This is a genomic window from Patiriisocius sp., from assembly GCF_051252435.1.
In the GTDB taxonomy this organism is placed as follows: domain Bacteria; phylum Bacteroidota; class Bacteroidia; order Flavobacteriales; family Flavobacteriaceae; genus Patiriisocius.
Genome location: NZ_JBPOFW010000003.1, coordinates 259807 through 281691, shown reverse-complemented (window position 1 = coordinate 281691; position 21885 = coordinate 259807). Strand labels below are relative to the sequence as shown.

Sequence of the window (21885 nt, the reverse complement as noted above, 5' to 3'; positions counted from 1 at the left end):
GATACCCTAAATTTAAAAATCTCAACTCCTAAGATTAAAATCCTCAAATTTTAATGGTGTTAATTTTTGCTTAAAAATGGCTTCGGAAATTTTAATTATCAATTAAAGGTTATTTTTGAATATAAAACCCAAAGATCCAGCATGCCCAAAACTAAGATTCCGTATCAAAAAACTGGTTATTTCACAAAAGCAATGTGCGACTATCTCAATCAAGATAAAACACTTGCAAATTTCTACGGAAACTTCCCTGCCATTGAGAATTTTAAAAATCAAATTGACCTAAAAAAACACTCTTTTTCTTCGGAAATGAGACAGCTTTTAACCCAACAATTAAAAGAACAATATAAAGGAGTTGAAATTTCAGAAAATACACTGAATAATATCGATTCGTTAGCATCCCAAACAACTTTTACAGTAACCACGGGACATCAACTTAATTTGTTTACGGGTCCGTTGTATTTTTTGTACAAAATATTTTCGGTAATTAATCTTTCCGAAGTATTAAAAGAAGCCTACCCGGAAAACGATTTTGTCCCTATTTATTGGATGGCAACAGAAGATCACGATTTTGACGAAATCAATTATTTCAATTTTGAAGGAAAGAAAATAGCGTGGAATAGAAAAGACGGGGGAGCCGTGGGAGCGCTTTCCACAGAAGGTCTTGAAGATGTTTTGAAAGTGGTTGAAAAGGAGTTTGGACAAAGTGAAAACGGAAAAAAATTGTCGCAATTATTTGAAGATGCTTATGTTAACCACAAAACGTTAACAGCGGCAACACGATATTTAGGAAACGAATTGTTCAAAGAATACGGTCTTGTCATCGTGGATGGAAATGACGCCCAACTTAAAAAAGCATTTATCCCTTATGCTGAAAAGGAACTTACCGAAAATCTATCTTTCAAAAAAGTAACCGAAACTACGGAGCGATTGATAACAGCTGGATACGGCGAACAAGTGCACGCTCGGGAAATCAATTTATTTTATTTAAAAGAAGGATTGCGGGAACGAATCGTTGAAATCGATGGAAGTTTTCAAGTTCTTGAAACGGATTTGAATTTTACCAAAGAAGAACTATTAAAAGAACTTCAAAATCATCCAGATCGATTTTCGCCAAATGCTTTATTGAGGCCTTTGTTTCAAGAAGTAATTTTGCCCAATTTATGTTACACCGGCGGTGGTGGCGAATTGGCGTATTGGTTTCAGTTAAAAGATTATTTTGAATCGGTTGAGGTGCCATTCCCGATTTTGTTGCTTCGGAATTCTGCACTTTTGGTACCTTCAAAAATTTCAGAAAAACTTCAAAAAATGGATATTGAAATAAGCGAACTATTTAAAAAGCAACACCAACTCCAAACAGATTTTACGAAGAAAATTTCTGAAGTGAATATTGATTTTTCCAGTCAGCGTGAGCATTTAAAAAATCAGTTTAAATCTATGTACGAGCTTGCAAAAAAAACCGATGCTTCATTTATAGGGGCAGTGGGGGCGCAAGAAACAAAACAGTTAAAAGGACTTGATAATTTAGAAAAAAGATTACTAAAAGCACAAAAAAGAAAATTGGCTGACCAGCTCGAGAGACTTACTAAAATTCAAAATGAACTTTTTCCAAAACAATCGTTACAAGAGCGAAATGCTAATTTCTCCCAATTTTATCTGGAATATGGCGATGAATTATTTTCAGAATTAAAGCTACATTTAAAACCGCTCGACCTTTCATTTTCAATCATTGAGTTTTAAAAATCCACTCTGTCGTAAAGAAGCAAGCGTTGCTTTAAGTGGTTTATCTCTTGTTGTAATGCATCCATTTTTTCCTGCAAATTTATGATGACATCAATGCCCTCAGGATTGACATCGAGTTCTTGGTGCAACCTTATTATTTTTTCAACCGTATCAATATTTTCAATGTGAATACAAGGTCGCGTTTCAACGACAGTTATTGTGATCAGCCCGATTTCGTGAAAATTGTTGAATAACGTTTCGGTAATATTATATTGTTTGCACAAATGTGTGACTTCGATAAATTGTGTAGTGTCCATTATGAATTCAATTTTGCGAGTTCTTGAAACAGTTCTTTTTCTTTTTCTGAAATTTTCTCCGGTATTTTAACCTCGTATGTGATATAGAAATTTCCGAAGCTTCCTTCCTTTTTATATACAGGAAATCCTTTTCCTTTTAACTTTACCTGGGCACCGTTTTGAGTTCCGGGTTTAACGTTCAGTTTTACTTTACTTTGGAACGTGTTGACTGTAATTTCGCCGCCCAAAATAGCAGTATATAAATCTAGTGAAACAGTGCTATAAAGGTCTTCTTTAATTCTTTTAAAGGTTGTATTGTTTATAACATTGAAGGTTATTAGTAAATCTCCTTTAGGTCCGCCACCAGCGCCTTCTCCGCCATAACCCTTAATACGAATAGTTTGTCCGTCTTCAACCCCAGAAGGAATGGTCAATCTTATTTTTTTGCCATTGACGGTCAATGTTTGCTTTTGTGACTCGTAGATATCCGTCAGGTTTAATTGCAAAGTTGCGTTGAAATCTTGCCCTTTAAATTGTGCAGCACGCCTGTAGCCGCCACGCTGATTTCCACCACCAAACATCGACTCAAAAAAATCTGAGTATCCCGAAGCATCGTCATCAAAGCCTTCAAAACCTCTAGAGCTGCCTTGTTGCGATTGCTGGTATTGTTGACTTTGTTTTGCTCGTTCTATATCGTCTGCATGTTTCCAGTCTTTTCCGTATTGGTCATATTTTTTTCGGCTTTCCTCATTGCTAAGGACTTCGTTTGCCTCGTTGATTTCTTGAAATTTTTTCTGAGCCTCAGGGTCGTTAGTGTTAACATCTGGGTGATACTTTCGTGCTAGTCTTCGGTAGGCTTTTTTGATAGCCTTTTGGTCTGCTGTTTTGTCAATTTCTAATATTTTGTAATAATCTATAAAAGCCATTGTTTTAATTTTTTACAAGGTCGCTAGGCGACTATTTTCTATATAATTACCGTATAATAATTTGTAGTGAACCTTTCGTTCTATGCTTTTGATTACTTCGGTAGCGAAGTCCCTTTCATATGCGCTCCCCATCATATTCAATCCGCCCGGACTAAAAACATTTATCTCCATTAATTTGTTCCCAACAATATCAATCCCCACTAAGAACATCCCGTCTTGGACTAATTTAGGTCTAACGATTTCAGCCAATTCTAACATTTGGTCCGTTATTTTTACTTTGTCTGGTCTTCCGCCCGCATGAATATTACTGCGGATATCGCCTTCTGCGTTAACTCTTTGAATTGCGGCATATTCGCCATCAACTATTAAAGGGTTTCCGTTCATCAAAATCATTCTGGTGTCACCATCTTTCGCTGCGGGTAAATATTCTTGAGCAATAACATAACCATCGCGACTGATGGCTTCAACTGTTTGCGTGAGATTGTGTTCATTTTTTTTATCCATCATGAAAATGTCTTTTCCACCAGAACCTTGCAGCGGTTTTAGAATCATTTTTTGTTTTTGACTCTTAAAGAATTCTTTTATCTCTTTGATATCTCTACTTATTACAGTTTCGGGCCTTAATATTTCAGGAAAATGTTGAAAGTACATTTTATTAACTGCACTAGCTAAACTATTGGGATGATTTAAAACTATTACATTATTCCTTACTGCAATTTCTCCAAAAATATAAGCCGCATTTTGCGCCCATTGGCGATCACCGATTTCATCACTTGGGTCATTTCTGAGATATAATACGTCAAGCTCAGAAGAATTGATAGGGGTTAATTCTTTTTCTTGAATTGCTTTAAAATACGTTTCCTGACTTTTAAAATTTCGGTCATTAATTGTCTTGCACCGTGCTGAAATAGTGCCATCAGCACCATACCCAAGCTCGCCAACGCCAATGTAATAAATGTCGTGACCGCGTTTGTAAGCGGCAAAGCCCATGGTGGGGGTTGAGTATTTTGCCAGCTCTGTTGCATGGTCATTAATTATAAATGCGAGTTTCATATTTTCTTAGTTTAATAATTGTGTTAGGGTAATACCCGTTCTTAAATTTTTTAATCGATCTTGGACAGTTGATCTTTCTAGAAATCTTGGTAACACTGGTTTTTTGAGTACATTTCTGTGTATCAATTCTTCAATAAGTTCTACGTGGTTGGTGTTAAATTTACCAGCGTATAGTGTTTCTAATTTACCTCCTTTTTTAAGGTATTCCATAATATCCATTAGCCCTGCTAAATAAACGGCATCTTTTGTAAGACCCCCACCGCGATAAATTCGCATGGTGATATAATATGCTGTTTTCTCTGGGAAATAGTGCGTATTTTTTAACACGTTAAAGGTTTCGATAAATGTTGCTCCCATTACCAAATTGTTCGCAGCAACAACCCTCCCTGCCAATAAGCGAAGACGATTAACGGTGAGCCCATCTACAAGATATTCGGCTAATACGGCAAGTCCTTCTTGCAATTGGTCATATCCAGCAAATCCAGCATACATTTGTTTAAAAGGTTGGCTTTTCCCGTTACAGTAAGTTAATATATGAGTAGCGATTTCATGTTGAATGAGTGCATCGCATCGATTGGGGTCCATGGAGAGGCCGTCACTTATTAGTAAATCGGTTTCAGAAACCATAATTCCAGATACGTCACTTCTAATTTTTATTGATAATTTTAACTTCGGAAATTTTTCTTGATAGAAATCGATTTCCTTTTGTGCGTGTACAGCAAAATCATGGCATGAAAATTTTTCTATCTCAATTGGGCTATCTCCTTTGGGAAATGATTTTAAAATTTCCTCTGCACCGTCCAACACTTTTTCATCAATAGCTCCATAAAGACTTTCACCAACAAATCTAAAATTATCTGTGCCTCGCTCTTCAAGCATGGTCAATTGCTTTTCAATTTCCAATCGTTTATCTCTAAGAATATAAGCGAGCGTTGGGTCATCCACCTTTTCTAAAGGGATGTCGTATAGTTTTCTTTTTTCTCTTTCGGGATCAAGTGCAATCAATCTATAATTGAAAGAAGGCTCAATGGTAAAATTTGATTTTCTAAAAGCTTCCCATTCTTGAGCGGCATTTACAGGTGTAGTACGCAATAAAAAGGACATGCCTTCGCTGATTTCTGCAAGAGTTGTATCTGCGTCTTGTGTGATTTGGTCGAGATTTGTTTTTCCGAACATTAAATAATGGTCAAATGGATTTGAAGTTTGTACCCTTATAAATTCGTAAACCGTACGTTTTATAATTTCAGAAAGCTGCGATACAAATTTGCGATAGAAAATAGAATATACTTGATTTTCTTCGGGTCTTTGATAAATGGTTGGAACTGCAATTCCTAAAATGAGGCTTCCAGATTCTTTAGTTTCTTCCAATGCTAACAAAGGTTCCAGTCTGTCTGGATGCCTATCGTGAGTGTCCGACACAACAGCTGAAATTTCAGGATATATATTTCGAAGATTTTCTATACCATCAACAAGCGATTTAACAGTTGCGGGAGCTTTACCAGCAGGACACGAAATTTCAAACTCTGCTCCGTGGTCTTTTCTCACCGGCCATATTTCAATAATCAAAAAAGAGTTGAGTTGTTTTGAAACGCTCGTTGCAATACATTCGAGCAGGTTACTAATATTTACATCGTCTTTTACAATTAAATAGGATGCTTGCGTTCTTAGTAATCCTGCAAAAAAAACATCTGGTTTTTTATACCGATAGACGCAAATGTAGGGGAGTACTTTGTCAATATGCAGAACACCATTTTCTGGCAATTTTCTATTAATGGGCACTTGTTCTGCAATATCCCCACAAAGCGTTTCGATAAATTCTTCTGAAATTTCTGAAATCATAAACACTAAAATTAACGATTTTATTAGGGCTGACGTAACATTGAAAAGAGATTAGCAAATGTTTAACTAAGCAGAAGTGAGGTTTTATTCTGTAATGTTTGTGCTTTCTGAAATTTCAGAAAAAAAATAGATTTAGTTCTAATAACTAAAAGTTACAATTAACAATTGCTGTTCACAAAAGGATGAAATTTTTCACGTGTCATAACTTCAAAAAAATAATAAATACCCTATTTTTGGGGATGCAAAACAACGTCCTCATTTTAGACTTCGGGTCACAATATACACAACTCATTGCCAGACGAGTAAGAGAGTTGAACATCTACTGCGAGATTCATCCTTTTAACAAAGTCCCTCAAGACTTATCAAGTTTTAAGGCCGTTATTTTATCGGGTAGTCCATTTTCGGTGCGAGCTGAAGATGCACCACATCCAGATTTGTCAAATATCAAAGGTAAAAAAACAATGCTTGCCATATGTTATGGTGCACAATATCTAGCTCATTTTAATGGCGGAAGCGTTCAACCCTCTAACATTAGAGAATACGGCCGGGCAAAATTGAACTTGATAAAAGATGCGGAGCCATTATTTAAAGATATCAAAGAAGGAACACAAGTGTGGATGAGCCACAGTGATACTATTGCTGAGCTTCCTGAAAGAGGTGTGCGATTGGCAAGTACTGTTGATGTTGCTAACGCTGCGTACAGAATTGATGGGGAAGAAACCTATGCAATTCAATTTCACCCAGAAGTATATCACACAACAGATGGCAAACAATTGCTGGAAAACTTCCTTGTGCACATGGCGAAGGTAGAACAGAGTTGGACACCAGCGGCTTTCGTAGATATTACCGTTGCCGAATTAAAAGAAAAAATAGGCAACGACAAAGTTGTATTAGGATTGAGTGGTGGCGTAGATAGTACAGTGGCGTCCATTTTATTGCACAAAGCTATTGGGAAAAATCTTTATTGCATTTTTGTGAATAACGGCTTGTTGCGCAAAGACGAATTTGACAGCGTGCTTCACCAATATAAAGACATGGGATTGAATGTAAAAGGAGTTGATGCTTCGGCACGTTTCTTGGATGCCCTCAAAGGAGTGAGTGACCCAGAGGCAAAACGTAAGGCAATTGGGAACGCTTTTATCGAAGTTTTTGATGATGAAGCTACCTCGATTACTGGCGTTACTTTTTTAGCGCAAGGAACTATTTATCCAGATGTTATTGAAAGCGTTTCGGCTACCGGAGGACCATCTGCAACGATTAAATCACACCATAACGTAGGTGGATTGCCAGATTTTATGAAGCTCAAAATAGTAGAGCCTTTACGTATGTTGTTCAAAGATGAAGTTCGAAGAGTAGGAGCAGAGATGGGTATTCATAAAGAATTATTGGGGCGTCATCCTTTTCCTGGACCTGGACTTGCCATCAGGATTCTTGGAGATATCACTGCCGAAAAAGTACGCATCCTGCAAGAAGTAGATGCCATATTTATCAACGGACTCCGTAAGTGGGATTTATACGATAAAGTATGGCAGGCAGGGGCAATTTTACTGCCCGTAAATAGCGTGGGTGTAATGGGCGATGAGCGTACTTACGAAAAAGTGGTGGCCTTGCGAGCGGTTGAGAGCACAGATGGAATGACGGCAGATTGGGTAAATTTACCGTACGAATTTTTGCAAGAAACGAGCAATCATATAATAAACCGTGTCAAAGGCGTTAATAGAGTAGTGTATGACATAAGTAGCAAGCCGCCGGCAACGATTGAGTGGGAATAATTCAGGAATAATAATCTCTTCGGAAATTTTAAAACCTGATAATTTTCTAGCTGAAACTTAAATGGTTTTAATTATTTGCACCCTTGAAATTTCCGAAGCGAAACAGCATAGGGTTGAATTAAAATATTTTAGAATTTTGACTTCTGAATTTAAAAAAATAAAGATGAAATATATTTTTTACGTTTTTTTTGCAATGCTCACGTTGAGTTGCGGTGCGGTTGCGCAAGAAGATTTCCAGACACATACGGTGCAAGAAAAGGAAACCCTTACCAGTATTGCTAAGGATTATGGAATAACAGTAGCCGATATTAAACGCCTAAATCCATCTGTTGGAAACAATCTGCCTCGCTACTCGCAATTAGTTCTACCAGCCCGCGCCAAAAAAGCGGAACAGAATACCGAAAAATTTGAGACCCACAAAGTACGCCGTAAAGAAACGTTGTTTAGCATTTCGCAGGAGTATGATGTGAGTATTGAAGATATTAAGCGCTATAATAAGGAGTTGTATTCAGAGGGGTTAAAGAAAGGGCAGAAGATTAGAATTCCCATATTTGATAAAACAAAACCTGTAATTGTAGAGTCGAAGCCAGTTATTACTAGTATTGGAGGTGTTACATCTACACTAGAGACGTTAACGAGCCATACAGTACAACCGCAAGAAACACGTTATGGAATTGCAAGAATGTATGGGATTACCCTCGAGCAATTAGAAAGTATCAATCCACATATTGGTGATGAGGGTTTAGCGCTTGGCGAAATATTAAATGTACCGGCTGAAACTATTATGTCATCTGCAATCCCTGAAGAAGGTTTTATGTTCTATAAAGTGTTGCCCAAAGAAGGTTTTTATAGATTAAAAGTAAAGACAGGATTGACCGAAGAAGAAATTGTTGACTTGAATCCGTATGCTAAGGATGGTCTAAAAGAAGGAATGATTTTAAAACTACCAACGACCGCATCTGCTGAAGTTTCTGGCCAGGCTAGAACAGCCGACCTTGAGAAAATGATTTCAAATAAGGATGCTAAGAAAGTTGCTGTTTTATTACCTTTTAGATTGAATAAAGTGGAAGGTGATAGCGATGAGGCTAAAGAAGATATTGTTACGAAAGATGGTATCATGCGATTAGCGTTAGATTTTTATAGTGGCGTATTAATGGCAACAGAGTTCGCGAAAGACAAAGGATTTTCAGTTCAACTAGATGTTTTTGATACAGAGTTTAGTGATAGTAAAGTAGCCAATATTATTTCTTCAAGAGATTTTGAATCTTATGATGCGGTGATTGGACCACTACGTCAAAAAAATGTGGAGAAAGCCGCGGCACTATTAAAAAATGGAAAAGTTCCGGTATTTTCACCGTTGAGCAATCGTGATATTAAAATTTCAAAAAATGTGTTTCAGACGTTGCCGAGTGAAGACATGATGGAAGAGGAAATGATACAGTATATTGAAGAGCGAGTTGGTGACCGTAATTTGATTATTATTTCAGACTCAAAAAGGGCGGCTCAAAAAGGAAAGTTGTTGGCAAAATTCCCAAATGCAAAAACGGCTTCACCGCGCAAGGAAGGGTTTTTGTATGTGCAGGATATTCAAAAACAAATCAATGCAAATAAAGAAAATTGGGTGATTTTAGAATCGGCTGATCCCATCATTGTAAGTAACGTAGTGGGTGTTTTAAATGGAATGCCTATGGACTATAAATTACGTTTATTCACGCTCGATAAAAATGACGCTTATGAGTACAGCGATGTGTCAAATATGAATTTAGCCAAATTGAAATTCACATTTCCGTCGGTTAATAAGAGCTATGATTATAATGACAAAACACCATTTTTGGTCAGTTATAAAAATAAATATGGAGTGCTGCCTAATAGATATGCAGTGCGTGGATTTGATGTAACGTATGATGTGTTGCTTCGACTAGCCTCTGCGGATGATGTTTATGAAGCAACTGAAAATGATTTCCAAACGGAATATGTTGAGAACAAATTCCGATACTCAAAAAAGTTTTTGTCGGGCTACGTTAATAATGCCGTTTATATTATTAAGTACAAGGATAACCTCCAGTTTGAAGTTTTAAAATAATTGAAAACCCTCCTCTTTGGACAATTAACATGAGCACATCAAAAGTTACATATTTAGGAAATTTGCGCTGTGAGAACATGCACTTAAAATCTGGTAACACCTTTGTCACAGATGCTCCAATAGATAATAATGGTAAAGGAGAAGCTTTTTCACCTACCGATACCGTTGCGACCGGACTCGCAAATTGCATGTTGACTATGATGGGTATCAAAGCAAATACAATGGATGTCGTTCTAGACGGCGCAACGGCAATGGTTACAAAAACAATGTCCGCAAATCCTCGCAGGATTTCTAAAATTGAGGTTGAACTTAATATGCCTAAAGGAGTGGATTCTAAATCTCAAAAAATCTTAGAGAACACAGCAAATACCTGCCCAGTTCATTATAGTTTGCATCCCGATATTGAGAAAGTGATTACTTTTAATTGGGCTTAAAATTTCTGCTATGCTTGAAATTAAACGCACCGATTCAAAAAATGCAGATTTTAAAAAATTGGTATCAAAATTGGATGCATATCTTGCCGTAACAGATGGTGATGACCATGCATTTTACGACCAGTTTAATAGCATAAAGTCGCTGAAAAATGTAATAGTTATTTACGCAAATAATGAGGCGGTAGCATGTGGAGCTATTAAAAAATTTGACGAAACCAGCATGGAAATAAAACGAATGTTTACTTCGGAAATGCAACGGGGTAAGGGCTTTGCAACAATTGTTTTGAAAGAGTTGGAAAATTGGAGTACAGAATTAGGCTTTAAAAATTGCGTCCTAGAAACAGGAATACGTCAAACCGAAGCAGTCAAACTTTATGAAAAGTGTGGCTATGTTAAAATACCAAATTATGGTCAGTACGAAGGAATTGTTGATAGTATTTGTTTTAAGAAAGAGCTCAATAAATAGCAAAAAAGCTACGTTATCATATTTATGAAAATAATCGCATCTATATTTATTCTTGTTACTACGATTTTCAATTTTCAAAATGAGACTGAGAAAATAGAGTGGCGAGAAGGAGAACGTTTAACGTGGGCAGATTTTAAGGGTGTTCCTGAGAATGTTGCCGGCTTTGTTGCCAGTACAAATAGTGGAATTTCCTTTAGCTACGGCATGCAATCAACCAATGGCGTTATGGAAATCACCTATGATATTAACACCTATTTTTATCCTGAAGCATCTTGGTATAAAATAGAAAGCGCCAATAATCATATTTTATCACACGAACAGGGACATTTTGATATTTCAGAATTATTTGCTCGAAAACTGCGCCGTCAATTTGAGGCATTGGATAAAGACGAAACCTTCAAAGAAAAAGCGAGAAAAATCTATCGAGAGAATGAAAAAATTAGGGTGGCTTTTCAAAATGAGTTTGATAAAGAGACAGACCATTCAAAAAACATTTCAGAAGAAAAAAAATGGGAAGCCTATATCGCCGAACAATTAAAAGAATATAATGACTGGCGAAAAAAATAAACCCTTGGGCCCAGCGCCCGAACATCTCACGCGACTCGCGAATTACAAAATGCCGTTTGGTAAATATAAAGGCAGCTACTTGGTCAATATTCCCGAACCTTATTATGTTTGGTTCAAACAAAAAGGATTTCCTAAAAGTACACTGGGTAATCTATTACAAGAAATGTATGAGATAAAATTAAATGGTTTAGAAGATTTAATACGACCGCTCATAAAAAGATAATCACATCTCAATTCTGCTATCTTTTTGTATTTCAGAAGCTTGCCTTTTTGGTCAAAATCCAAAATTATTAAATCTGTAATTTATTTCAATTTTTTTGTCAATTTTGAAGCAACTATTCGCTAAATCCTGCATCTTTATAACATAGTTTAAAGAATAGCGATGATTTTAATAGTACGTTCGGTTTCAAAATGGTATCCAGAATTATTTTTGGTGTGTGCCGTTTTGTTGTATTGGATTTTTACTGCTACACTAATCAATCCTATCGCAATTATACTCATCACTGCTCTCAACGCACAATTAGTTATCAAGAATAAAAGCTTTGGAATTTTACTCGCCGCGGTTTTTATGTTGCTTTCGGTATTTATGACATTTGCACTTTTTACTGAAGTCTTGCAAATTGAATCATTCATTCCTCAAGGTTTAAGAATGCTAGTCGCTGGAGTTTCTCTATTTTCATTTACCGGATATTTTGGCTTGGCCTTACTTCAAAAAAATATCGCTTATAGACCAGAGCGTCTTTCTATCGAGAACGATTAAAGAACTTTTGATTGCGTCGGAAATTTTTTAAAATGTAAGCTTTTTCAACTCATTTAAATTTTAAGATGGAATGATTCATTCCATTAATATTTCCGAAGAAAAGCTCATTGCGAATAAATATTCTATTTTCAGTTTCCCACTTTTCTAAATTCCCAAAACATTACCCAATTTCAATTCGTTCTGTGACTTAAATAATCTGTACCTTTGCATCCCGTATAAACACTTCAGTAAAGTTTCATGGACACTACAAAATACATCTTCGTAACGGGCGGGGTTTCATCATCATTAGGAAAAGGAATTATAGCTGCATCACTTGCTAAGTTGTTGCAAGCGAGAGGGTACCGTGTTACGATTCAAAAATTGGATCCATACATTAACGTAGACCCAGGAACATTAAATCCTTACGAACACGGAGAATGTTATGTGACCGATGACGGTGCCGAAACCGATTTAGATTTAGGCCACTACGAGCGTTTTTTAAATGTTCCTACCTCACAAGCAAATAACGTAACGACCGGACGCATTTATCAAAGCGTTATCCAAAAAGAACGCCGCGGCGAATTTTTGGGCAAAACGGTACAAGTAGTTCCTCATATTACAAACGAAATTAAAGAACGCATCCAAATCCTTGGAAAGAGTGGCGATTATGATATTGTTATTACTGAAATAGGTGGAACTGTTGGTGATATTGAGTCGTTGCCATATATTGAAAGTGTGCGTCAATTAAAATGGGAATTGGGCGATGACAATGCATTGGTGATTCATTTAACATTGATTCCATATTTATCTGCCGCGGGTGAGTTGAAAACAAAACCTACGCAACACTCTGTAAAAACCTTAATGGAAAGTGGGATACGGGCAGATATTTTAGTGTGTAGAACAGAGCACGAACTTTCTGATGATTTGCGAAAAAAATTAGCGCTTTTCTGTAATGTGCGAAAAGAAGCCGTGATACAATCTATTGATGCATCGACGATTTATGATGTTCCAAATTTGATGCTTGAAGAAGGACTGGACACAGTTACTTTGAAGAAATTAAATTTGAAGGATGATTCTGTACCCGATTTAGACCGTTGGAACGAATTTTTGAAACGTCACAAAAATCCGAAAGGAGAAGTGACCATTGGCTTGATAGGTAAATATGTAGAATTGCAGGATAGCTATAAATCAATTTTGGAATCGTTTATTCACGCTGGTGCAGAAAATGAAGTCAAGGTTAATGTTGAATCCATTCACTCAGAATATATCAACGCGAAAACAGTTGAGGGAAAATTTAAAGGACTTGATGCTGTGCTTGTTGCGCCTGGATTTGGAGAAAGAGGAATTGAAGGAAAAATTGAAGCAGTGCGTTATGCGCGTGAACATAAATTACCATTTTTAGGCATTTGTCTTGGAATGCAAATGGCGGTGATTGAGTATTCCAGAAATGTATTGGGATTGAAAAATGCCAATTCTGTTGAGATGGATGAAAACACCCCGGACCCAGTGATTAGTTTAATGGAAGAGCAAAAAACCATTATTGACAAAGGTGGAACCATGCGATTGGGCTCGTGGAAATGCCAATTAATGCCCAACAGTATTGTTAAAAACATCTACGGAAATGAGTTGATCGAAGAACGCCACCGCCATAGATTTGAATATAACAATGCCTATAGAGAAAAATTAGAAGCTGCCGGAATGAAAACTGCCGGTGTCAATCCAGAAACAGGACTCGTTGAAATCGTAGAGATTGAAGATCATCCTTGGTTTGTAGGTGTTCAATATCACCCAGAATATAAAAGTACCGTTGCAAATCCACATCCCTTGTTTGTGAGTTTGGTAAAAGCAGCGCACGAATTTTCGAAGAATAAGTAAGACAATATGTCGCAATCAAATTTTAGGATAGATTGTTGACAAAAGAAAAAATAGTTTCAGCAATATTTCTGAAATTTTAAACAACCGCCAATTTCGGCACAACCAAAACTCTTTAGTTTCAAACAAGAGAGCGATTAAAAATTAAACTGCAATTGCAGCTTTGAGCATGGAAGAAAAGAAATTTGACTTAAACACGTGGATAGGATTTTTATTAATTGGAGGAATCTTTATTTGGATGCTCTATTTACAAAAGCCTAGCGAAGAAGAACTAGCTGCTGAAAAAGCTAAAATAGAAGCAGAACAAGCCTCCGCAGAAGAAGCAGCAAAAAAACCAGAAACCGACATTACACTCACCGAAGCAACTGCCGAAATGAATGTCGCTAATGACTCTTTGGGATTGGTAAATCTTCAAAACAAATTGGGTTCGTTTGCGTATTCAGGAACTTTGCCTTCAGCTAAAGAAGGAAATACTGTGGTTGAAAATGATGTATTATTTTTAGAAGTAAGTAATAGAGGTGGTTTTATTAAAGAGGCTCGCTTAAAGCAACACAAAACGTTTGATTCTATTCCTGTTTATTTAGTAAAAGATGGAAACTCATCTTTAAATTTTCAATTTTCAGCGGACAATCGTTTGTTGAATACAGAGGAGTTGTTTTTTGAACCTCAACTTTCAAAAAATGGTGAAAACCAAGTTTTGACAATGCGTTTAAAGACTTCGGCATCCGCTTATCTAGAATATAAATATGAGTTGATTCCTGGGGAATATATGACAAATTTCAGTATTAAAAGTCAAGGGCTTGAAAATGTGATTAATACAAGTCAGCCCATGTATCTTGACTGGAAATTAAAAGGATACCGTCACGCAAAAAGTATTTCGTATGAAAACAGATATTCAAGATTGACTTACGAATATGAAGGCGATAAACATTCAAAATTAGACCCAACGGGTGAGGATTCTGAGGTAGAAGTGGACGTAAATTGGTTGAATTTCCGTCAGCATTTCTTTAGCTCTATGCTATTAACAAACACGTCTTTTAAAGAAGTTGCGCTTAGCTCGATTGACTTAGTGCAAGATGAAGAAATTGATACAGTGTACACAAAACAGTATGGTGCAAAAATGTTGATTGAGCCAAAAGGTGGCGCCGTTGCTCAAAATATGAATCTTTATTTTGGACCCACAGATTATCAAATATTCAAAAAATACGACCGTAATCTTGACGAAGCAATGCCATTGGGTTGGGGTATTTTTGGGATGATAAACAAATATATTATTATTCCATTGTTCGGTCTTTTGAGTGGCTGGTTGCCAGCTGGTATCGCCATTATCTTAATGACTATTTTAATCAAACTCGCGCTGTCTCCTGTTCAATACAAGCAATATGTAGCACAAGCAAAGATGAAGGTGTTAAAACCAGAAATCGATGCTATTAAAGAAAAGCACGGTGATAACAAAATGAAGATTCAGCAGGAAACAATGAAACTTCAAAATATAGCCGGGGCGAGTCCGCTCAAGGGTTGTTTGCCTGCTTTATTGCAAATACCAGTGTTCTATGCTTTGTTTACATTTTTCCCCACAGCATTTGATTTAAGACAGAAGAGCTTTTTATGGGCAGATGATTTATCAAGCTATGATACTATTGCCGAATTACCATTTAATATTCCATTTTATGGTGATCACGTTAGTTTGTTCCCTATTCTCGCTTCACTTGCCATATTTGTTTACATGACAATGACGATGGGACAAAGTATGCAAGCGCAACAACAGCCGGGAATGCCCAATATGAAATTTTTAATGTATCTGTCTCCTTTATTTATGTTAGTTTTCTTCAACAACTATGCGAGTGGGTTATCGTTGTATTACTTTATTTCAAACTTGATTACCATAGGTATTATGCTAGTGATTAAAAACTTTATCATTGATGAAGATAGAATTCACGCACAGATACAAGTGAATAAGGCCAAGCCAAAAAAGCAGAGTAAGTTCAGCAAAAAGATGGAAGATATGATGAAGCAAGCGGAGCAGCAAAAGAAGGCTGGAAAGAAATAATAGTGGCATTAATTTTGAAAAATGACTTTCATATTCAATACGAATTCAATTATTACGTTTTAGAAATATGAGAACAACAATTTTTTATCTTTTAATGAGTATTTTTTCGATGGGTTACATTTCCGCGCAAAGCGAAATTAACCAGATGGATGCTAACGGAGAGCGTCACGGTATTTGGAAAAAGAAATTCCCAAAGAGCGACCAATTGCGTTACGAAGGAAAATTCAACCACGGAAAAGAAACAGGACTTTTCAAATTTTACTGTGAGGAATGTGGTAAAAATCCAATGGCTACAAAGGATTTTATTGGAGATGACATTGCGAATGTAAAGTACTTTACCATTAAAGGAAAATTAGTGAGTGAAGGCCAAATGAAAGGTAAAGACCGTATAGGGGAGTGGCTGTACTACCATGAAAAAGGCAATAAAGTAATGTCTCGTGAAATGTATGTGGACGGAAAGCTCGAAGGCCTTAAAACAACCTATTACGGCAATGACGCAATCACAGAAACCATCATGTATAAAAATGGTTTGATGAACGGCCCAAACAATCACTACTCTTATGACAATGTGCTCTTAAAAGAACTCAATTATGTGAATGACAAACTCCATGGTCCCGCAGTATATTATGATGCGCGAGGTCAAAAATTGCTAGAAGGACAATATAAAAATGGGAGAAAAGATGGTGTTTGGAAAACCTATAAAGATGGAAAACTTGAAAAAGAAGAAAACGTTTCCAAAACCCTTATTAAAAGGTAGCAAGGGTTAAAAGCAAAAGTCAAAAAATTATAAATTAAAAATCCCAAAATTCTAAAATGATTTTTGGGATTTTTAATTTTGTATAATATTCTCACGTCTCACGTCTCACGTCTCACGTCTCACGTCTCACGTCTTGCTTCTTGCTTCTTTTTAAAGTATTTTTACATCATTGATTATGGAAAACAAAAAAACAGTTGTAGTTGGTCTTAGTGGCGGTGTAGATTCTAGTGTTGCGGCTTATCTTTTAAAGGAGCAAGGCTATGATGTTATTGGGCTATTTATGAAAAATTGGCACGATGACTCGGTGACCATTAGTGAAGAATGTCCTTGGTTAGAGGATAGTAATGACGCAATGTTGGTGGCTCAAAAATTAGGTATTCCCTTTCAAACAATAGATTTGAGTGAGCAATACCAAGAGCGTATTGTTGATTATATGTTTCGGGAATATAAAATGGGACGCACCCCTAATCCAGACGTACTTTGTAATCGCGAAATTAAGTTTGATGTTTTTATGAAAATAGCATTAAACTTGGGAGCTGATTATGTCGCAACTGGACATTATTGCCGAAAAGGTGAGACAACTATTAAGGATCACTTTGGAAATGATAAAAAAATATACAGTCTGTTAGCGGGAAAAGACCCTAATAAAGACCAGAGTTATTTTTTATGCCAATTATCGCAGGAACAACTCGCTAAAACGTTATTTCCCATAGGCGAAATTTTAAAACCTGATGTGCGTAAAATCGCCGCAGAGCAAGATTTGGTTACTGCCGAAAAGAGAGACTCACAAGGTCTTTGTTTCATCGGAAAAGTAAGGCTTCCCGAATTTTTACAACAGCAATTAGCACCAAAAAAAGGAGTGATTGTTGAAATACCTTCAGATTTACCGAAATTTAAAAGAGAAAAAAAAGATTTTGATTCACAAATTTCAGAATTGAAATACATTTCAAAAAAAAATGAATACCATTTATCGGATGGTAAAGAAGTGGGTACGCATGACGGGGCACATTATTTTACCAACGGTCAACGTAAGGGTTTGGCAGTTGGCGGGACTAAAGAACCACTGTTCGTTATCGCAACAGATGTAAACGAAAATGTTATTTATACAGGTCAAGGAAAAAACCACCCGGGATTGTATCGTAGCGGATTGTTTGTAAAAAATGATGAGGTACATTGGATCCGCGAGGATTTAAAAATCGCCGAAGATGAAACGATGGAAGTGATGGCACGTATTAGGTACCGTCAAGTTTTGGAAAAAGCGACTTTGCATCAAACATCAACGGGACTTTATGTTATCTTTGATAATCCTCAGTCTGCTATAACTGAGGGCCAGTTTGTTGCATGGTACGATGGTGACGAATGTTTAGGGAGTGGCGTTATATCTTAAAAAAAATATTATGAAAAAATTACTTTTAATTGCTGTTTTATGTATTTTCCAATTGGCAATCGGCCAAGAAGATGCACTTGTTTTCTTCAATGAAAAACCCAACGTGGCAGCATCGTTGGCAAATCCTATTTCAATTTTAACGCAAGACGCAATTGATAGAAAGCAACTCCACGGAACGCCCATTGACGAGCGTGATGTTCCTGTTGATGAAAGTTATATCGATACTGTCGAAGCGCAACCTGGTATTACTGTGTACGCAAAATCAAAATGGATGAACAGTGTGTATGTGCGAGGTTCACAGTCACAAATTGATGCGTTGTTAGATTTATCTTTTGTTAGTGATGTAGAATATATGGACAAGAGTCTCAATTTCGCTCCTGGCGGAAATGGAACTGCACCAGATAAATTTGCCATAGAAAATGAAACCAACCGAATAAATTATGATTACGGTGCCGCTTTAAATCAAACTGAAATGATATCAGTCGATTTTTTACACCAACAAGATTTTACAGGCGAAGGAATGGTGGTCGCAGTTTTGGATAGTGGCTTTCCAGGTGTTTTTTCAAATCCGGCATTTGCAGATGCCATTAATGAAGATAGAATTATTGATACTTACGATTTTGTAACCCGTCAAGTAAATGCAGATGGTTCTGGTAATCATGGTTCTAAAACATTTAGTGATATCGCCGGATTGCTCGATGGTCAATTTGTAGGTACAGCACCTCAAGCTTCTTATTATTTATATGTTACTGAGGAAGGTGGCGCAGAGAATCCTGTTGAAGAAGCTTACTGGGTTGAAGCTTTGGAACGTGCAGATAGTTTAGGGGTTGACGTTATTAATACTTCATTGGGCTATCAGGATTTTGATGACTCATCTTATAATCATCAGTACGAAGACTTAGATGGGCAGACCACTATTTCTGCAAGAGGAGCAAACCATGCTTTAGATAAAGGTCTGTTGTTAGTTACGAGTGCGGGAAACGATGGAAATGGATTTGGACACGTAGCAACTCCAGCAGATTCTCCTGGTGTATTTAGCGTGGGTGCAGTTGATGATGGTGGAAATTATGCATCCTTTAGTTCTTACGGTCCCACATTTGACGGCCGTATCAAGCCAGATGTTATGGCGCAAGGACAATCGGCAGCCGTGATTGATCAAAATGGAAATATTGATTTCAATAATGGAACGTCTTTTAGTTCTCCAATTATGGCGGGAGCAATAGCGAGTCTATGGCAATCAAAACCGGAAGCTACAAACGTGCAAATTATGCAAATAGTTAGAGAGGCGTCACACCTATTTAATAGCCCAACAGACCAAATGGGTTATGGAATTCCCAATTTTGAAGATGCTTATAATGCATTACAAGTATTGGGTGTGGAAGACCAAATGCTCGCTTCGCAATTCGCAATGTATCCCAATCCAGCTATAAATTCTATTTCATTTTCAATTCCATCATTTGTGATAAAAGCAAATGTAGAAATCTTTACAATTACAGGGCAACAAGTAATGACTTCGGAAATTTCTGCTACGAATAATACTATTAATATTGATAATCTTGTCAGCGGAATGTACGTTGCGAGAGTAATTTCAGAAGATATTTCAAACACATTTAAATTGATTAAAAAGTAATGCCCAATAGAGTTACCCAACTTTTTAAAATTAAATATCCGTTAATCCAAGCGGGAATGATTTGGAACAGTGGTTGGCGTCTTGCTAGTGCCGTAAGTAATGCAGGAGGTCTTGGTATCATTGGAGCAGGCTCTATGTACCCCGAAGTTTTAAGAGAGCACATTATAAAATGTAAAGCTGCAACAGACAAGCCATTTGGTGTTAATGTGCCTATGTTGTACCCCAACATTGAGGAAATTATTCAAATTATTATTGAAGAAGGTGTAATAATTGTTTTTACTTCTGCAGGAAATCCAAAAACATATACGGCGCGTTTAAAAGAAAATGAGATTACCGTTGTGCACGTAGTAAGCAGTGTAAAATTTGCTTTAAAAGCACAAGAAGCGGGAGTGGATGCAGTAGTTGCTGAAGGTTTTGAAGCTGGTGGTCATAATGGCCGCGATGAGACTACAACGCTCACTTTGATTCCTATGGTAAAAGAGCAACTAGATATTCCATTGATTGCAGCTGGGGGAATAGCTACTGGACAAGCTATGCTTGCAGCAATGGTGCTAGGAGCAGACGGTGTACAAGTGGGAAGCAGATTTGTAGCAAGTGAAGAATCCAGCGCCCATATTAATTTTAAGGAAATGGTTGTGGCGGCTAAAGAAGGCGATACCGAGCTTACATTAAAAGAACTTGCTCCCGTGAGACTGCTAAAAAATAAATTCTATCAAGACGTTAAAGAATTATATAAAACGGCTCCTACTGCTGAAGCTTTAAATAAATTGCTAGGGAAGCGAAGATCAAAACGAGGTATGTTTGAAGGCGATCTTGTTGAAGGTGAGCTAGAAATTGGTCAAATTGCAGGATTAATCCATGAAATAAAACCAGCAGCAACAATAGTCCAGGAGATAATTGAAGATTTTGAAAAGGCAAAAATTCTTGTAAGGTCTCTTTGAAATATATTTTAACGTTTTAAAAATGTGAATATTAGATTTTTATCTATAATTATTGCTGTTTACCGAAAATAAGGAAATTTAAAGAATGTAATATTTTTCCTACAATTTAAATTTTCTATACTTGCTATATCAAAATAGTATAGATGGATATTTTCTCTTTTAATTTTCAGTTATTTATCATAGTTTCGGTTTTAGTTATTTGTATAGCCTATATCATACATGTGGTATATAGGATAAAGATGGCAAGGTTACTTGGAGATAAATTAGAAAATAAGAATGTTTTCTATAAAATGATTGTTACTCTCTTCTTAACTAATTTGCCAAAATAATCAATCGCTCATTTAATTACAGTATCGGGTAAAATCAGTCAAATCTCGATTTTTCAAAACAGCCGAAAAATTTAAATCAGCTGCCGCTGGACAAGCCTGAGATAAAAAGTCGGCTTCTGAAATTTCGTCATTATATTCTACCATAAATACAGCTTTTCCTAAGGTGATGTAAGGCGTTAAGTCATTATAAAAATCATCGATAAAAGCATCTTCGGCTAAAAACCAATCAAATTCATCTTTCATATCAGCAACTAATTCCTCTGCGTTTTTTTGTCCTATGCTCAATTGTCTATTATGAGCTTGTTCTATTAAATATCTTGAATATGCAGCGCAGTCTGCTTCGGTTAAATTAAAGCCTGTATTGTTTTGATAGCCGTTAATGTTATCTGGCTCAAAACCGTCAAAACCTTTCGCTTTTATCATATTAAGTCTTGCTTCCATAATTGGAGCAAGCAGTTCTATTTCTCTAATATCTAACCAGTTTTCATCTTCAAAACCATCGTAGATATTACCAATTACACTTTCAGGAAATGCAATAGCATCATCTCTGAAATTTTCTACGCTTCCTACAGAAATATAAGCAATTACCGTTTTTCCTTGCGCTTTTAAATTAGCAACAAGTTCAGGAGTGGCTGAAAAAGCATCTATGTCAATTACATCAGCATCTGTGGTATATGTATCAAGTAATTCATCCAAGCGCCATTCAAATGTTTTTCCCGGTGGAATTATAAAACTAGAATTTTCCATTGGAATTATAGTATCGTCGTTGTCATCATCATTACAGCTTAGTGCGCTGAAAATAAATAAATAGCAAAGTAAAATTTGACATATTTTTTTCATAGTAAGTTAGTTTTTGAAAGCGTATCAAATATAGAACATATTGACATTTAAAAAATTTATATTACATTTAAGCAATTAACTAACTTATTTAAAATTGGTATTCTTCCTCATTATACTTTTTTTTATTACATGTATACTAGGTATGTATACAATTTTTGTCATTGATAAAATCACTGCATTCCGCC

At 36.4% G+C, this 21885-nt stretch carries 19 protein-coding genes; 14 read left to right on the top strand and 5 right to left on the bottom strand.

What is annotated here, in order from left to right; genetic code table 11:
* The first annotated feature begins 141 nt into the window (after positions 1-141).
* Positions 142-1737 (top strand): bacillithiol biosynthesis cysteine-adding enzyme BshC, encoded by a 1596-nt coding sequence (gene bshC, locus ACSHW7_RS08750; protein ID WP_435678963.1) that lies wholly within the window; start codon positions 142-144, stop codon positions 1735-1737.
* Here bshC and ACSHW7_RS08745 read toward each other — a convergent pair.
* From ACSHW7_RS08745 to ACSHW7_RS08730, 4 genes are read right to left on the bottom strand one after another with little or no spacing between them, the layout of a single operon-like run.
* Positions 1734-2036, bottom strand: coding sequence for a chaperone modulator CbpM (locus tag ACSHW7_RS08745; protein WP_435678962.1), 303 nt, complete (start codon positions 2034-2036; stop codon positions 1734-1736). The two genes, bshC and ACSHW7_RS08745, sit on opposite strands and share 4 nt — an antisense overlap.
* Positions 2036-2941: a DnaJ C-terminal domain-containing protein gene (locus ACSHW7_RS08740; protein ID WP_435678961.1), complete on the bottom strand. Its 906-nt coding sequence runs from the start codon at positions 2939-2941 to the stop codon at positions 2036-2038. The genes ACSHW7_RS08745 and ACSHW7_RS08740 overlap by 1 nt, the downstream gene beginning before the upstream one ends.
* 12 nt (positions 2942-2953) lie before the next feature.
* Positions 2954-3994: a glutathione synthetase gene (locus ACSHW7_RS08735; RefSeq protein ID WP_435678960.1), complete on the bottom strand. Its 1041-nt coding sequence runs from the start codon at positions 3992-3994 to the stop codon at positions 2954-2956.
* Between the two features lie 6 nt (positions 3995-4000).
* Positions 4001-5833, bottom strand: coding sequence for a flavohemoglobin expression-modulating QEGLA motif protein (locus ACSHW7_RS08730; protein WP_435678959.1), 1833 nt, complete (start codon positions 5831-5833; stop codon positions 4001-4003).
* 239 nt (positions 5834-6072) lie between these two features.
* On the opposite strand from ACSHW7_RS08730, the gene guaA reads away from it, so the two are divergent.
* The 13 genes from guaA to ACSHW7_RS08665 all read left to right on the top strand — a co-directional run bounded on the left by guaA (position 6073) and on the right by ACSHW7_RS08665 (position 20531).
* Positions 6073-7605, top strand: coding sequence for a glutamine-hydrolyzing GMP synthase (gene guaA / locus ACSHW7_RS08725; protein ID WP_435678958.1), 1533 nt, complete (start codon positions 6073-6075; stop codon positions 7603-7605).
* Between the two features lie 163 nt (positions 7606-7768).
* Complete coding sequence (locus ACSHW7_RS08720) at positions 7769-9688, top strand: amino acid ABC transporter substrate-binding protein (RefSeq protein ID WP_435678957.1); 1920 nt, start codon at positions 7769-7771, stop codon at positions 9686-9688.
* 29 nt (positions 9689-9717) lie between these two features.
* A complete protein-coding gene (locus tag ACSHW7_RS08715) occupies positions 9718-10122 on the top strand; it encodes an OsmC family protein (protein WP_435678956.1) in 405 nt (134 codons plus the stop codon).
* Between the two features lie 10 nt (positions 10123-10132).
* Entirely contained in the window at positions 10133-10588 is a 456-nt protein-coding gene (locus ACSHW7_RS08710; protein ID WP_435678955.1) for a GNAT family N-acetyltransferase, read from the top strand.
* A 24-nt stretch (positions 10589-10612) separates the two neighbouring features.
* Entirely contained in the window at positions 10613-11155 is a 543-nt protein-coding gene (locus tag ACSHW7_RS08705; protein WP_435678954.1) for a DUF922 domain-containing protein, read from the top strand.
* Positions 11136-11378 carry a DUF3820 family protein gene (locus ACSHW7_RS08700; RefSeq protein WP_435678953.1) on the top strand — a complete coding sequence of 81 codons (243 nt, stop codon included), beginning with the start codon at positions 11136-11138 and terminating at the stop codon, positions 11376-11378. The genes ACSHW7_RS08705 and ACSHW7_RS08700 overlap by 20 nt, the downstream gene beginning before the upstream one ends.
* A gap of 159 nt (positions 11379-11537) precedes the next feature.
* Positions 11538-11915: a hypothetical protein gene (locus ACSHW7_RS08695; protein ID WP_435678952.1), complete on the top strand. Its 378-nt coding sequence runs from the start codon at positions 11538-11540 to the stop codon at positions 11913-11915.
* 237 nt (positions 11916-12152) lie between these two features.
* The gene (locus ACSHW7_RS08690; protein ID WP_435678951.1) at positions 12153-13769 is read left to right on the top strand and encodes a CTP synthase; all 1617 of its coding nucleotides are present in this window, start codon (positions 12153-12155) and stop codon (positions 13767-13769) included.
* 166 nt (positions 13770-13935) lie between these two features.
* Complete coding sequence (gene yidC / locus ACSHW7_RS08685) at positions 13936-15816, top strand: membrane protein insertase YidC (RefSeq protein ID WP_435678950.1); 1881 nt, start codon at positions 13936-13938, stop codon at positions 15814-15816.
* A gap of 67 nt (positions 15817-15883) precedes the next feature.
* Positions 15884-16573 carry a toxin-antitoxin system YwqK family antitoxin gene (locus ACSHW7_RS08680; RefSeq protein WP_435678949.1) on the top strand — a complete coding sequence of 230 codons (690 nt, stop codon included), beginning with the start codon at positions 15884-15886 and terminating at the stop codon, positions 16571-16573.
* Positions 16574-16748: 175 nt separating this feature from the next.
* Positions 16749-17960: a tRNA 2-thiouridine(34) synthase MnmA gene (gene mnmA / locus ACSHW7_RS08675; RefSeq protein WP_435678948.1), complete on the top strand. Its 1212-nt coding sequence runs from the start codon at positions 16749-16751 to the stop codon at positions 17958-17960.
* Positions 17961-17970: 10 nt separating this feature from the next.
* Complete coding sequence (locus ACSHW7_RS08670) at positions 17971-19590, top strand: S8 family serine peptidase (protein WP_435678947.1); 1620 nt, start codon at positions 17971-17973, stop codon at positions 19588-19590.
* Positions 19590-20531 carry an NAD(P)H-dependent flavin oxidoreductase gene (locus tag ACSHW7_RS08665; protein WP_435678946.1) on the top strand — a complete coding sequence of 314 codons (942 nt, stop codon included), beginning with the start codon at positions 19590-19592 and terminating at the stop codon, positions 20529-20531. Before ACSHW7_RS08670 ends, ACSHW7_RS08665 begins: the two co-directional genes overlap by 1 nt.
* A 341-nt stretch (positions 20532-20872) precedes the next feature.
* Here the strand turns inward: ACSHW7_RS08665 and ACSHW7_RS08660 are convergent, their stop codons facing one another.
* The gene (locus tag ACSHW7_RS08660; RefSeq protein ID WP_435678945.1) at positions 20873-21700 is read right to left on the bottom strand and encodes an endo alpha-1,4 polygalactosaminidase; all 828 of its coding nucleotides are present in this window, start codon (positions 21698-21700) and stop codon (positions 20873-20875) included.
* Positions 21701-21885: the final 185 nt, after the last annotated feature.